Annotated in this window: 14 protein-coding genes; 10 read left to right on the top strand and 4 right to left on the bottom strand. The window is 63.8% G+C overall.

Going from position 1 to position 14,184, the window contains the following annotated elements:
- The first annotated feature begins 51 nt into the window (after positions 1-51).
- The 9 genes from M9955_23560 (at position 52) to M9955_23520 (ending at position 8,305) form a co-directional block, all read left to right on the top strand.
- A complete protein-coding gene (locus M9955_23560; GenBank protein ID MCO5084623.1) occupies positions 52-1,023 on the top strand; it encodes an ABC transporter permease in 972 nt (323 codons plus the stop codon).
- Between the two features lie 4 nt (positions 1,024-1,027).
- The gene (locus tag M9955_23555) at positions 1,028-1,804 is read left to right on the top strand and encodes an ATP-binding cassette domain-containing protein (GenBank protein ID MCO5084622.1); all 777 of its coding nucleotides are present in this window, start codon (positions 1,028-1,030) and stop codon (positions 1,802-1,804) included.
- Between the two features lie 82 nt (positions 1,805-1,886).
- A complete protein-coding gene (locus tag M9955_23550; protein ID MCO5084621.1) occupies positions 1,887-2,981 on the top strand; it encodes a fatty acid desaturase family protein in 1,095 nt (364 codons plus the stop codon).
- A gap of 72 nt (positions 2,982-3,053) precedes the next feature.
- Positions 3,054-3,368 carry a MocE family 2Fe-2S type ferredoxin gene (locus tag M9955_23545; GenBank protein ID MCO5084620.1) on the top strand — a complete coding sequence of 105 codons (315 nt, stop codon included), beginning with the start codon at positions 3,054-3,056 and terminating at the stop codon, positions 3,366-3,368.
- Between the two features lie 89 nt (positions 3,369-3,457).
- Positions 3,458-4,258 (top strand): 3-methyl-2-oxobutanoate hydroxymethyltransferase, encoded by an 801-nt coding sequence (locus M9955_23540; GenBank protein MCO5084619.1) that lies wholly within the window; start codon positions 3,458-3,460, stop codon positions 4,256-4,258.
- A 25-nt stretch (positions 4,259-4,283) separates the two neighbouring features.
- On the top strand, positions 4,284-5,594 hold the full coding sequence (gene xylA / locus M9955_23535; GenBank protein ID MCO5084618.1) for a xylose isomerase: 1,311 nt from the start codon (positions 4,284-4,286) through the stop codon (positions 5,592-5,594).
- A 134-nt stretch (positions 5,595-5,728) separates the two neighbouring features.
- Positions 5,729-5,875 carry a hypothetical protein gene (locus M9955_23530; protein MCO5084617.1) on the top strand — a complete coding sequence of 49 codons (147 nt, stop codon included), beginning with the start codon at positions 5,729-5,731 and terminating at the stop codon, positions 5,873-5,875.
- A 148-nt stretch (positions 5,876-6,023) separates the two neighbouring features.
- The gene (locus M9955_23525; protein MCO5084616.1) at positions 6,024-6,791 is read left to right on the top strand and encodes an ABC transporter ATP-binding protein; all 768 of its coding nucleotides are present in this window, start codon (positions 6,024-6,026) and stop codon (positions 6,789-6,791) included.
- Positions 6,788-8,305 carry a permease gene (locus tag M9955_23520; protein MCO5084615.1) on the top strand — a complete coding sequence of 506 codons (1,518 nt, stop codon included), beginning with the start codon at positions 6,788-6,790 and terminating at the stop codon, positions 8,303-8,305. Before M9955_23525 ends, M9955_23520 begins: the two co-directional genes overlap by 4 nt.
- A 23-nt stretch (positions 8,306-8,328) precedes the next feature.
- Here the strand turns inward: M9955_23520 and hemN are convergent, their stop codons facing one another.
- Positions 8,329-9,675: an oxygen-independent coproporphyrinogen III oxidase gene (gene hemN / locus M9955_23515; GenBank protein ID MCO5084614.1), complete on the bottom strand. Its 1,347-nt coding sequence runs from the start codon at positions 9,673-9,675 to the stop codon at positions 8,329-8,331.
- Between the two features lie 131 nt (positions 9,676-9,806).
- Between hemN and M9955_23510 the strand changes: the two genes are divergently transcribed.
- Entirely contained in the window at positions 9,807-10,526 is a 720-nt protein-coding gene (locus M9955_23510) for a Crp/Fnr family transcriptional regulator (GenBank protein MCO5084613.1), read from the top strand.
- Here M9955_23510 and M9955_23505 read toward each other — a convergent pair.
- From M9955_23505 to M9955_23495, 3 genes are all read right to left on the bottom strand, one after another.
- Positions 10,507-10,956 carry a hemerythrin domain-containing protein gene (locus tag M9955_23505; protein ID MCO5084612.1) on the bottom strand — a complete coding sequence of 150 codons (450 nt, stop codon included), beginning with the start codon at positions 10,954-10,956 and terminating at the stop codon, positions 10,507-10,509. The genes M9955_23510 and M9955_23505 overlap by 20 nt on opposite strands.
- A 264-nt stretch (positions 10,957-11,220) precedes the next feature.
- Positions 11,221-11,424: a hypothetical protein gene (locus M9955_23500; GenBank protein ID MCO5084611.1), complete on the bottom strand. Its 204-nt coding sequence runs from the start codon at positions 11,422-11,424 to the stop codon at positions 11,221-11,223.
- Between the two features lie 73 nt (positions 11,425-11,497).
- A complete protein-coding gene (locus M9955_23495) occupies positions 11,498-14,146 on the bottom strand; it encodes a hypothetical protein (protein ID MCO5084610.1) in 2,649 nt (882 codons plus the stop codon).
- Between the last annotated feature and the right edge of the window lie 38 nt (positions 14,147-14,184).

Genomic DNA, 14,184 nt, shown 5'->3' with positions numbered 1-14,184 from the left:
ATGCGACGAAACGCCGAAGCCGCCTGACCGCGCCAGCCACGAAAGCCAGAGATGCTCCAGCGACTGTTCTCAAAACCCGAATTCGGCCCGTTCGTGCTGCTGATCGGATTGCTTGTCGTCTTCACGGCGATCAACCCCCAGTTCCTTTCCGTACTGAACATCAGCAACACCCTGGCCTTCTCGGTCGAACTGGGACTCGTGGCGCTCGCCATGACGCTGCTGATGACGTCGGGGGAGTTCGACCTGTCGGTCGGTTCGCTTTTCGGCCTGTCGCCCGTCATCATGTGGACGCTGTTCAACGCCGGATCGCTGCCGCTGGAAGTGTCCTTCCTCGTCGCGCTCGGGGTGGCCGCCTTCATCGGCTACGTCAACGGCTGGTTCGTGACGCGGCTCAAGATCCCTTCCTTCCTCGTCACGCTGGGCATGCTGCTCGTCGCGCGCGGCACCGCGCTGTTCATCACCGACGGCTTCCCGCAGCGCACATGGAACTCCGGCGAACACTGGCTGGCGCAGCTTCTGGTCGGCGACTTCTATATCGGGCCGTTCCGCATCTACATGTCGCTCTTCTGGTTCATCGTCGCCGCGGTGATCCTCAGCTACATCCTGACCCGGACCAAGTTCGGCAACTGGATCCAGGCTTCCGGCGGCAACGCCAACGCGGCCCGCGCGCGCGGCGTCAACGTCGACCGGACGAAGGTCGCGCTGTTCATGATATCGGCCATGCTGTCGGCCTTCGCCGGCATCATCAGCTCGATCCGCACCTCCGCCGCGAACCCGAACAGCGGCACCGGCTACGAACTGGAAGTCATCGCCATGGTGGTGATCGGCGGCACCGCGCTGACCGGCGGGCGCGGCACCATCATCGGCACCGTGATCGGCATCTTCATCCTGCGTATCATGCGCAACGGCATCGTCATGATCGGCGTGCCGGGCCTCGCCTACAACATCTTCATCGGCGCGATCATCCTCGGCATGATGGCGCTCCATTCCGGCCTCGAGCGCCGGCACCAGGCGGGGAACTGAGACCATGTCCAAAGAACTGGTCCGCATGGAGAACGTCAGCAAGTTCTACGGCCGCGTGCGCGCGCTGGACGGCGTCACCTTCCGCGTGTTCGAGAACGAGATCGTCGGCCTGCTCGGCGACAACGGCGCCGGCAAGTCCACGCTCATCAAGGTGCTGTCCGGCGCGGTACGGCCGACGTCGGGCGACATCTTCATCAAGGGCCGGAAGGTCGAGATCAGGAATACGACGGACGCTATCGCCAACGGCATCGAGACGATCTACCAGGACTCGGCGCTGGTCCCGCAACTGTCGATCACGCGAAATCTGTTCCTTGGCCGCGAGCCGATCAAGGGTCCGGGCTTCCTCAACAGGATGGATCAGACGGCGATGGATCAGGTCGCGCGCGACCTCCTGAAACGGGTCGGCATCAGCAAGAACATCCCGCCGGACACGCCGATCGGCTCCCTTTCCGGCGGCGAGCGTCAGGCCGTGGCGATCGCGCGCGCCATGTATTTCCACAGCGATCTGATCATTCTGGACGAGCCGACCAACAATCTGGGCGTGGCGGAAACGCAGGGCGTGCTGCGCTTCGTGCGCAATGCCCGGGACACGGGGCATTCCTGCATTTTCATCGCGCACAACATCCACCATGTCTTCCAGGTGGTCGACCGCATCGTCGTGATGCGGCAAGGCAAGGTCGTCGCGGACGACATCGATCCGAGGCAGACGACCGTCGAGAAGGTCGAGGAAGTGATTACCGGCATGACGGAAGAAGAGTTGCGCAGCGCTGTCGGGCACTGACGGCGGGCGCATCCTATATGTATTGGCCAAAGATGGGGGAATGCGGCCACCTGAACCGGAGCGGAAAGCATCGGAGGTCATGATGACTGAGACGAACAAGATGAAACGCGACTATAGCCTCGTAGGCGAAAGCACCAAGCGGGCGATCGAGACCGGCCTCGCCTCCGCCGAATGGTATCACACCGACGTGCCGCGCAAGACGATGAAGGAATTGATGCAGCGCTCCGACGGGCCGGCGATCCGCGATACCATCATCTGGATCGCGGCGCTGCTGATTTCGGCGGGAGGCGGCATCTGGTTCTGGGGCACCTGGTGGTGCGTGCCGTTCTTCTTTGTCTACGGCGTGCTCTACGGCTCGTCCTGCGATTCCCGCTGGCACGAATGCGGCCACGGCACGGCCTTCCGCACGCGCTGGATGAACGACGTCATCTACGAGATCGCCTCCTTCATGGTGATGCGCAACCCCGTCGTCTGGCGGTGGAGCCACGCGCGTCACCACACCGACACCTATATCGTCGGCCGCGACGCGGAGATCGCCGTCATGCGTCCGCCGGACCTCATCCGCGCCGCGCTGATGTTCATCGGCGTGGTCGATGTCTGGTATTCGCTGATCGGCATCGGCAAGAACGCCCTCGGCATCATCAGCCCGGACGAGAAGAGCTACATGCCGGAGTCCGAATGGCCGAAAGCCATCCGCGCCGCCCGCTGGCACATGGCGATCTACATCGCGACGGTGGCGCTGGCGCTCTACATGCGCTCCTGGCTGCCGCTGATGATCATCGGGCTGCCGCGCATCTACGGCTGCTGGCACATGGTGCTGACCGGCCTTCTGCAGCATATCGGCCTCGCGGATAACGTGACCGACCATCGGCTGAACAGCCGCACGGTGTACATGAACCCGATCAGCCGCTTCATCTACTGGAACATGAACTATCACGTCGAACACCACATGTTCCCGATGATACCGTACCACGCGCTGCCGAGGCTGCATGAGCTCATAAAGCACGACCTGCCGAAGCCCAATCCCTCGATGTGGCACGCCTACAAGGAGGTCTGGCCGGTCGTGCTGCGCCAGTTGAAATACGAGGATTACTTCCTGAAGCGTGAGCTTCCCCCGACGGCCAAGCCGTATCGGGAGGAATTCCACGACGTGAAGCTGGCGCCGGCGGCGGAATAGCCGAGGTTTTCGCTTCTAGCCGCGCCGGGCGCCCTCGCCCGGCGCTCTACTGATTGAAATGGACCAGACGAAATGGCTGAATGGATTGAAGCGTGCGAAGCGGATGAGGTCGATGAGGAGGATGTGATCCGCTTCGATCATGCCGGAAGGACGTATGCTATCTATCGCTCCCCGGACGACGAGTATTTTGCGACCGAGGGTCTCTGCACGCACGAGAAGGTGCATCTCGCCGACGGTCTCGTCATGGACGACATCATCGAATGCCCGAAGCACAATGGCCGCTTCAACTACAAGACCGGCGAGGCCAAAGGCGCCCCCGTCTGCATCAATCTGAAGACCTATCCGGTGAAGGTCGAGGCCGGAAAGGTGATGATCGACATCGGCTGATTGCCAGTCGCGGGTGATTGTGGCAGACGCAAAGACAGCGCTGTCACGATCGATCTAATCGATTATGGACTATCTCTGGGAGGGATCAGATGAGCCGCAAGCGGCCGACAGTTGCCGACATACGCGCCTTGAAAGGCAAACGCCAGCTCACCATGCTGCGCGTCATGACGATCGAGGAAGCGGAGGCCGCGGAAAGGGCCGGCATCGACATCGTCTCGATCCCGCCGGAACTGCTGCTTCATCCCGAATACCGGGACGCCGCTCCCTCACTGTTCTCCATGACGGGTGACAATTTCTTCGAGTTCGGCACGCAGGACGATTTCGTCCGCTGGGCCTTTGGGATGTACAAGAACAGCGCCGACGCAGTCTACTGCTCGACCGGCTTTCCGACCGTCAAGCGGCTTGCGGAGGACAATATCCCCGTCATCGGCCATGTCGGTCTGGTGCCTTCCCGCGCGACCTGGACGGGCGGCTTCAAGGCCGTCGGCAAGACCGCCGACACCGCCATGGCAATCTACCAGCAGGTCAGGAAGTACGAGGAATGCGGCGCCATCGGCGTCGAAATCGAGGTGGTGCCGGTGGAAGTGGCGGAGGCCATATCGAAGCGCACCTCGCTCGTGCTCTGGTCGATGGGCGCCGGCACCGGCTGCGATGCCCAATACCTCTTTGCCTGCGACATACTCGGGACCAACCGAGGCCACATGCCACGCCACTCGAAGGTCTATCGCAATTTCGCAGCGGAGTACGACCGCCTGCAACAGGAACGCATCGCTGCCTTCAAGGAGTATGTTGCCGACGTCGAGAGCGGCGCCTACCCCGAGGAGAAACACATCGTCCGCATGGACCCGGCCGAACTCGACGCCTTCATGAAGCGCATCGACGCGGCCTGACATCCACATAAGGGAGGGGATTTTCATGAGCACGGGATTCTTCGGCGACATCAAGCCGGTGAAATACGAGGGTCCGGACAGCACCAACCCGCTGGCCTACCGCTTCTACAATCCGGACGAGATCGTCGCGGGCAAGCGCATGGAGGACCAGCTCCGCTTCGCCATCGCCTACTGGCACAGCTTCGCTTGGGAGGGCGGCGACCCGTTCGGCGGCCGCACCTTCGACCGGCCGTGGTTTGGCGACACGATGGAACTGGCCAAGCTCAAGGCCGATGTGGCCTTCGAGCTCTTCACCCTGCTCGGCACGCCCTATTACTGCTTCCACGACGCCGACGTGCGGCCCGAGGGCAAGAATTTTTCCGAAAGCCTCTCCCGGCTCGACGAAATCGCCGCGATCTTCGCCGCCAAGCAGAAGGAGACAGGCGTCAAGCTGCTATGGGGCACGGCCAACATGTTTTCCAACCGCCGCTGGATGGCCGGCGCGGCGACAAATCCCGACCCGGACGTTTTCGCCTACGCCGCGGCGACCGTAAAGGCCTGCATGGACGTCACCAGGCGGCTGAAGGGCGAGAACTACGTGCTCTGGGGCGGCCGCGAAGGCTACGAGACCCTGCTCAATACAGACCTGAAACGCGAGCGCGAACAGGCCGGCCGTTTCCTGTCGCTGGTCGTCGACTACAAGAAGAAGATCGGCTTCAAGGGCACGATCCTGATCGAGCCGAAGCCGCAGGAACCGACGAAGCACCAGTACGACTACGATGTCGCCACGGTCTACGGCTTCCTCAAGGATTTCGGGCTGGAGAACGAGGTCAAGGTCAATATCGAGCAGGGCCACGCGATCCTCGCCGGCCACTCCTTCGAGCACGAGCTGGCGCTTGCCAACGCGCTCGGCGTTTTCGGCTCGATCGACATGAACCGAAACGACTACCAGTCGGGCTGGGATACGGACCAGTTCCCCAACAACGTGCCGGAGATGGCGCTGGCCTATTACTACATCCTGCAGGGCGGCGGTTTCAGGACAGGCGGCACCAATTTCGACGCCAAGCTGCGCCGCCAGTCGATCGATCCGCAGGACCTGCTCATCGGCCATATCGGCGCGATCGACTGCTGCGCACGCGGCCTCAAGGCCGCCGCGCGCATGCTGGAGGACAGGGCGCTCTCCGGCCCGCTGGAGGAGCGCTATGCGGGTTGGAAGAGCGCCGAGGGCAAGGCGATGCTGGCCGGCAAGCGCTCGCTGGAGGAGATCGCGGAGCGCGTCGTCAGGAAGAGGATCGAGCCGGAGCCGAAGTCCGGCCGTCAGGAATTCTTGGAGAATATCGTCAACCGGTACGTGTGACGCACGCGTATCCGCCATTCTGCGCCCTGCCCTGCTCTGCCCCGGCCATTGGCCGGGGTTTCTTGTGCCTCGCCTCCCCGGCGGATGGCTCCCGACGGGTTGCAGCGCCCTGCCAGCCCCCTACATGCGGCGGTATGAACACTCCGCTCAACATAGGTCTGGGTGTCGCGATCGGCGTCGTCATCGGCCTGCTGCTCGACAGCATTGGCGCAGGCATCGGCATAGGCATTGCGCTGGCAATCGCATTCGGGCTGATCGGCAGGACGGGTCCGCGGCGTTGATCTGTGGTTCGACCGATGGCCAGCCAAACGCGCGTTAACCTCCGGCTAGCCATCGTGATCGCGTTCCGGACGCGTCAGGCGGCGATTCATTCGGCCTAAACACCCTCAAAGTAACGTCGCTGCCGTTGCAACGTCCCGTGAGCCGCCCGTGGTTGCCCCCGTTCCCGCCCATGCCGTTCCTGCGCTTGCCATAAGCGACCTTCACAAGCGCTTCGACCGACCGGCGGTGGACGGCCTGAACCTCGAAGTCCGCGCCGGCGAATTCTATGCCCTGCTCGGCCCGAACGGCGCCGGCAAGACGACGACATTGCGCATGGTCGCCGGCCTGCTTCAGCCGGATCGTGGCGAGATTTCCATTTTCGGCATCGACGCCCGCCGCAACGCCGTCGAGGCAAAATCCGTGCTTGCCTGGGTTTCCGACGAGCCGATGATCTACGACAAGCTGACGCCTCTCGAATATCTGGAGTTTGTCGCCGGCCTCTGGGGTATCGATTCGCGCGACGCCGAGACGCGCGCGCGTGAACTGATCGACTGGCTGGGGCTCGGCCCGCACGCGAACACGCGCTGCGAAGGCTTTTCCAAGGGCATGCGCCAGAAGGTGGCGCTGGCCGGCGCGCTGGTTCACGACCCCAGGCTCATCATCCTCGATGAGCCGCTGACCGGGCTCGACGCCGGCTCGGCGCGGCAGGTGAAGAAGGTGCTCGCCGAGCGCGTCGCGCAGGGCTGCACCATCATCATGACCACGCACATACTGGAAGTCGCCGAGCGCATGGCGGAGCGGATCGGCGTGATCGCCGCCGGCAGGCTGATCGCCGAGGGCACGCTGGACGATCTCCGGATGCGCGCGGGCAAGAGCGACTCGACGCTGGAAGAGATCTTCCTCGATCTCGTCACGCCGTCGGATGCGGCCGCATGAGCAAGGCAGTCTGGTTCGCACGGCATGAATTGCGGCTCATGTGGCGCGACTTTGCGTGGATGGTCACCGCCGGCCGGCCCGGGCGCGTGCGCATCGCCGTCGCAATCATCCTCGTCTTCGCCGCGTGCCTGCATTTCGTCGCGTGGCAGATCGTCAGCCCCTATGCCGGGGTTACCTTCCCGCCGGATCGCGAAACGCTCATCGTCGTCACCGGAAGCGCGTTCCTCGGCTGGACCGTGATGGTCTCGCAGGCCATGGAGTCGGTCACGCGCGCCTTCTACGCCCGCGCCGATCTCGACCTTCTGCTGTCGTCGCCCGCGCCGACACGCATGATCTTCGCGCTGCGCATGGCCGCGATCGGCGTCGCCACCTCGCTTCTGTCGCTTGTTCTCATCGGCCCTTTCATCAACGTATTGATCGTCGCCGGCGGACCGCACTGGCTGGCGGCCTATGGCGTTCTTTTCGCGATGTCGGCAGGCGCGACGGCGCTTGCGGTCGGCATGACGGTTCTGCTGTTCAGGACGCTGGGGCCGGCGCGCACCCGCTTCGTCGCGCAGGTGGTGGCTGCGATCGTCGGCGCGGCATTCGTCATCGGCATTCAGGCGGTTTCGATCTTCGCCTACGGCAATCTCTCCCGGATCGATGCGTTCCACTCGGCGTCGATCGTGGATCACGCCCCGGCGCTCGACAGCCTGCTCTGGCTGCCCGCGCGCGCGGCCATGGGAGACTCCTCGGCGTTTGCGATCACACTCTGCGCCGGCTTCGGCCTGTTCGCGCTGGCGGTCTCCGTAGCCTCCCGGCGGTTCGGCGAGTTCGCTGTCGCCGCCGCCGGCGTCGGCATGGGCAGCGTGCGCCAGAGGACGAAAAAAATGTTCCGCCGCTCGTCCGCCGCATCGGCGCTGCGCCGCAAGGAATGGACGCTCCTGCTCAGGGACCCTTGGCTGATCTCGCAGTCAATGATGCAGATCCTCTACCTCATCCCGCCCGCATTGCTGCTGTGGAAGAACTACGGCGCCGAAAGCGGCACGCTGGTCGTGCTTGTTCCCGTTCTCGTGATGTCGGCAGGACAGATCGCCGGCGGCCTCGCCTGGCTGGCGATTTCCGGCGAGGACGCCCCCGACCTCGTGGCCACGGCGCCGATCAACGGCCGCGCGGTGCTGCGCGCCAAGATCGAGGCCGTCATCGGCTCGGTCGCCTTCGTGCTGGCGCCGATCGTCGCGGCGCTCGCCACGGCTTCGCTGTGGGCCGCTTTCGTCACGGCTGTCGGCGTTCTGGTCGCCGCCGCGTCGTCCACGGCGATCCAGCTCTTCTTCCGCGCGCAGGCGAAGCGCAGCCATTTCCGGCGACGGCAGACATCTTCGCGCGTCGCCACCTTCGCCGAGGCATTTTCGTCCATCGGCTGGGCCGCGACGGCGGGATTGGCGGCGGCCGGCAGCATGCTTGCGCCGTTCGCGGCCATCGGCGCGCTGCTCGTGCTGGTCGTCGCCGGAATGGCACGGCCGAGACCGACCTAAAAACGCTTCAGTATGGACGCGGCTCACACCGCCGCGGAATATTTCGCGCCGCCCTGCGTCAGAAAGCGGTCGAGCTTCGCAGCCACCGTGCGAACGAAAGGCCGTCCCTGTGGCGTGAGCGCGATCGCTCGGCCGTCGAACCTGACCAGACCATCCGGGTCGTCGGCGGCGATGTCCCTGATCCGTTCGGCCACGCTTTCCGCGTCGGATGGAAACTCGGCGTCGAGCTGCGGCAGCGCGATTTCGAAATTGCACATCAGCTGCTCGATCGCCCAGCCGGTGGCGCGGTCGATCGGCGTGAACGCATAGCCCTTCGCCGCGGGCAATTCGCCCTTGCGCACGCAGGCCATGTATTGTCCGGTCGCGACGATGTTCTGGACGTAGCCCTGCGGCAAGCGGCTGATCGAGGAAGCGCCGAGCCCGACAAGGACGGAAGCCGCATCGGTGGTGTAGCCCTGGAAATTGCGGTGAAGCCGGCCTTCCGCAGCCGCGACGGCCAGCTTGTCGCCCGGCCGCGCGAAATGGTCGAGGCCGATGCGGACATAACCTGCGCGCTCGAGGAAGTCGGCGCCGCGCTCCGCCTGCTCGAAGCGCTGATGACGGCCGGGCAGCACCGCCTCGTCGATCATCTGCTGGTGCTTCTTCATCCACGGCACATGGGCGTAGCCGAACAGCGCCAGACGGTCCGGCGCCAGCGACACCGCCTGCTCCAGCGTGTGCCGCAACGCGTCCACCGTCTGGTGCGGCAGGCCGTAGAGCACGTCGAGATTGATCGAGCCTACGCCCCGCGCGCGAAAACCCTCCACCGCGTCGCGCGTCTGTTCGAACGTCTGGATGCGGTTGATCGCGCGCTGGACGACGGGATCGAAATCCTGCACGCCGAAACTGGCCCGCGTCACGCCGAAGTCGCGCCAGGCGTCGAGGCGCGGCTCGTCCATGTCGTTCGGATCGCATTCGACGCTGATCTCGCAATCCGGCTGGAACTCGAAGGTTTCGCGCAGCAACGCACCTAGTCCGCGCACGTCGTCCGGCTGCATCAGGGTGGGCGAGCCGCCGCCGAAATGCACGGCGCTGATCCGCTTCCGGCCGAGCCGCCCGCCGACCAGCCCGATCTCCAGGCGCAGCGCCTCAAGGTATTCGGCGATCGGATCGTAGCGCCGCACCTGCTTTGTGTGGCAGCCGCAGAACCAGCACAGCCGGTCGCAGAACGGCACGTGCAGATAAAGCGACACGCTTTCGGATGGAGCGATCTCGCCCAGCCAGCCGCCATATACGGCGGCATCGACGCCGTCGTGGAAATGCGGCGCCGTCGGATAGCTCGTATATCGCGGCACCGGGGCCGAATAGCGGTCGATCAGCGCGGGGTCCATGGCTTGCTCCTGTCCGGCTGAGACAGCTACCAGCCATGCCGGCGCGCGCCTTGACTTCGATCAACGGCCTGCGGCAATCGGCAATATGGCAATCCCGCCGGCGTTCGACCATATTTGCGGCGACCATGACGATGACGATCGAACGCCGCGACATCCACAACTCGCAGGTGCCTGCGATATGCGCGAGCTGTGAAGCGCGGCACAGGGGCATGTGCGGCGTGCTGCAGCCCTCCGAATTGCTGGCCCTTTCGAGAAGCACGCACATCGCGCATCATGAGCCGGGCACGGAACTCGCCGCCGAGGCGATGCCGATTCAAAGCTACGCCAACGTGATGCGCGGCGTGGTCAAGCTCTCCAAGGTGCTGGAGGACGGCCGCCAGCAGATCGTCGGTCTGCAGTTCGCGCCGGATTTCCTCGGCCGCCTTTACGGCAAGGAAAGCGCGGTGACCGCCGAAGCCGCGTCCGAGGTCGATCTCTGCCGTGTGCCCCGGGCGGCGCTGGAGAAGCTGGTCGCCGACAACCCGGCGCTCGAGCGCCGATTGATGCAGCAGACGCTGCGCGAGCTCGACGAGGCGCGCGACTGGATGGTGACGCTCGGCCGCAAGACGGCTTCCGAGAAGGTGGCGAGTTTCCTTTACCTCATCGCCACCCATCTCGATCCGGCCAGCGGATCGAGGCGCGCCTTCGACCTGCCGCTCACCCGCGCCGACATCGCGGATTTCCTCGGCCTGACCATCGAGACCGTATCGCGGCAGCTGTCCAAGCTCCGGGCCGAGCGCATCATCGAGATCACCAACAACCGTCACGTCGAGGTGACGAACCTCGCCACGCTCAAATCGCGTTGCGGCTAGTCAGCAACGGCAGAAGCATCTCGCGCTCGAAGGCGACGTGGCGCCGCAGGCTTTCGAAGAAGCCTCGCAGCATGTAGCCGGTGGCTTCCGCATCGAGCGTCGGCTCGCCGCATCCCATGGCGAGCAAGGCATCGTGAAGCTCTTCAGCGAAGCACATGTCCTCGAAGTGTTCCCAGCGCAGGCGCTCCAGCGTCTGCTGCAATTCCGGCATTGCGGGAAGCAGGGCGCGCATCGCCGGAAACACCAGCTCTTCCTCGATTGACTGGGCCGCGGCGATGGTCGGGCATACCGCGCGGGCCAGATGCAGGCAGCGCTGCCTGTCGACCTGAGACGGCAGATCGTCGGCGATCGCCTCGAGATCGGCGCACAGTGCGAGCTGACGCACATGCGCCTCCGCCACCAGAGCGATGTCCTTGCGGAGCCTCATCATAGCACAGCTTCCTCCGCCCCGCGCCGCCGCTGCCCCTTCAGGGCATGTTTGTTTTTGACAGTCTGTGTTCTGCACGGTCGCGTGGCTCATGCGCTTTATCGCTACGTCCGGCGTTGCCGTGCTACCTTGATCTGTATCAACACCCATCCGTCCGGGGGCGACGCGGGACGTTGCTTCTGAAATCCATGCAAAACAAAAGCCGCCGGCGAGCCCGCGAAGGCTCAGCCGACGGCTGCAGCGATGGAAGGTTGCCGGGCGCCGAACTCAGTTCGGCTTGGCGGCGCCGGCCTCCAGCTTCTCGATCTGCTTGAGCAGGTTTTCTGCCAATTGACGGAGCTGGCTCAAAGCGACGCCGTAATGTGCGGTCTCGCCCGTGACCTGGATCTCCATGACGACGAGCTCGGGGTGCTCGGGCGTCTGATGAAGGCTCAATTTGTGGATCGTCTTGGCGGTGACGGTCTTGTTCATCGGATTTCTCCCTGTTTCATAAAAGAGAAAGGGCGCCGAAGCGCCCTTCCCGGATTTGAAATCGTTGCCCGATTTAGGCGACGAAGTCGAAGTTTTCGTTGGAGATGTCAGCAGCGCTGACACCAACCAGAAGCACCGAACCATCGAACAGCGACGACGTAATGACAACGCCGCTCCCCGCCACGTCCGTGAAGGTCAGGTCGGTCAGTTCGTCCACACCCAGAGCGGTAAAGTCGAGCACGTCCTGCTGACCGAGCAGCGTACCCACCACGTTCCAGGCGTCGAAGCCGGTGATCGCAACATTCCCGAACGACGCATCGGAGAAGATTCCGAAGTCCTGGAAGTTGTCGCCAGCCGGACCGGCGCCACCGAAGGCGATGAGCGAGCTATCGTCAGCGACGGCGTCGCCATCGAAGTCATAAGACGTGGTAAGGTCACCAGCATCGATATTGCCTAGAGCACCGATTAGGTAGGTCTGCGGGCCGTTCAGAAGCACACCGGCGAGGTTGCCGCCATCGAAGCCGCCGGTCAGAGCCGACAGATCGAAGGTCAGGCCGTCAGCGTCATCACCCGCATTGGTCTCGGTGATGGCATAGATGAACAGGTTACCCGTGCCCAATCCTGCAATAGTATCGACAGAACCGGTGAGCGTGATGTTGTCGACATACAACTCCGTGTTGAAGCCGGCCAGAAGACCGCCGCCAACCTCGAAGTTGATCTGCTCGAGATCGGTCGTGTTGACCTCCATGAGCTCCACGCCAAAGGTGCCGGTCGGCGTCGTCAGCAGCGGGATCAGGGCGTCGAGACCAAGCTCGTCCAGGAAGTCCAGGCCGAGGTTGACATAGGTCATCAGCTCGATCGGCAGGCCGAGCGAGATGTTGCCGACATCCGTGTCGTCGAACTGGATCGCCGAAGCCGCATTGTCCTGGTTTTCCAGAACATAGAGCGTGTGACCGTCGAAGTCCTCAAGCGTCAGCCTGGCATTCCAGTCGGCGATCAGGGCGATATCGACGTTAAAGCCGGCGTTCTCGAACTTGAAGTCGTTGCCCGAAGCATCGTTGAACAGGGCAAACAGCTCGAAGCGCGTGACAGTTGCCGGATCGAGGTCAACGAGGTCGTCGCCGCCGAAACCGAGGATGTCGTAACCGTCACCGCCGTCGAAATCGTCGTCATTGGTGAGGAAGCCGCCGCCAGAGGTGGAACCCAGCAGAGCAATGTCATTGCCAGAGCCGCCGGTGAAGGTGAGGTCCGCCATGTTGAACAGCAGTTCGACAGCCGTGCCGCCGGTGTTGGCCGACAGGTCAACAGTGGTCAGACCGGCGAACTCGTCGGTCGTGCCAGCGAGCGGTCCGACCAGGATCGGGCTGGTCAGGCCGGAGAGCAGCACGTTGGTGCCGGCGCCGGTGACCGTCAGGCTGGTAAGCGGCAGGCTGCCGTCCCAGTTGTCGCTGACCACGAGGACATTGAAGTCGTTCGTGTTGAGCACAAGGCTGTCGAACACGTCGCCCGGACCGTTGGCCTCGATGTCGAGGATCGCATAGGCGTGATCGACATCCAGCGTGAAGGTCGAGGCAGCGCCGCCGAGAGCGCCGTCATCGAAGATGAACTGGAGCCAGGCCACCGAGTCGGTAACGCTGACATTGACGTTGTTCTGGATGCTCGAGAAGCGGAGGATGCCCGAGGAACGCTCGATGTTCAGATCGGTGATCTCCGAGGAGCGCGACAGATCGATTTCCGCACCGCCGAAGACGACCTCGAACGGGTTCAGCGGAGGGCTGAGCAGGATGTCAAGGATGTCGTTGCCGCCAGCGAGCTGGACGTCGATGTTCTCAAGACCCGTGGAGCGGACCTCGAAGACCGGCAGGTTGACGGTAAGACCGATGCCCGGAACGAAACCGGTGCCGAGGTCGACCCAACGGATACCCTGGTCGATGAAGCGGAGCTGAAGCGTGTCGTTGCCACCGCCTGCGGCGATCTCATCGCCAGCGCCGAGGGTTGCACCCGTGGCGATGTAGAGATCGTTGAAGCCGGTGCCGGTGGTGTCACGGCCCGAACCAGCCTGCGACTCGTCGATGCCGGGGGCGTCGACACGGTCGGTCAGGGTGATGATGGCGCCAGCGGCATTGTCGTCACCGTCGAAGTCGGTGCCGTCGGCATCCTCGATCGGGGTGAAGGTGTCGCCGGAAGCCGGAAGCACAGCCGAACCGTTGGCGATCGCGGCGAGCAGGTCGTTGACCGAGTCACCGATACCCGAGACGTCGTCCTCGTAGGCGATGTTCAGGATCGACGCCATGGCGACGATAGCGGCACCGTCAGGACCGGCAACGCCACGCTCGGCGGCAACCTGGGCGTAGAACGCCAGCGCTTCCGCACGAGTCACGTACTCGAGACCGCCTTCGCTCTGCGCGCCGGGCGGGATGAGCGCGTTGTAGATCGCGGCGACCTTATCCGCCAGCGAAGCGGCGCCAGCCGTGATGTCAGCGAACGCGGCAGCGGCATCGGGGTTGCCCTGAACCAGCGCGTTGACGATGTTGATGAAGATGTTTTCCTGGTTGAAAACGATGCTGGGATCGTTCGAGCCGAAGTTCGTCTCGTTCGCATTGTTGATCAGCACCGTAAAGCCGGCAATGTTCGGCACGCCGCCGAGCAGGATTTCATAGGCCGCAGCAATTGCAGCTGCCGCATCCTCATTCGCCGCTACGAGCGCAGCTAGGTCTGTCATGGTTATCTCCTCGATGACTCGGGTAGCCGGACACGGCT

Source organism: Rhizobiaceae bacterium (assembly GCA_023953845.1).
Classification (GTDB): Bacteria; Pseudomonadota; Alphaproteobacteria; order Rhizobiales; family Rhizobiaceae; genus Arvimicrobium.
This window is presented reverse-complemented; position numbering and strand designations above follow the sequence as displayed.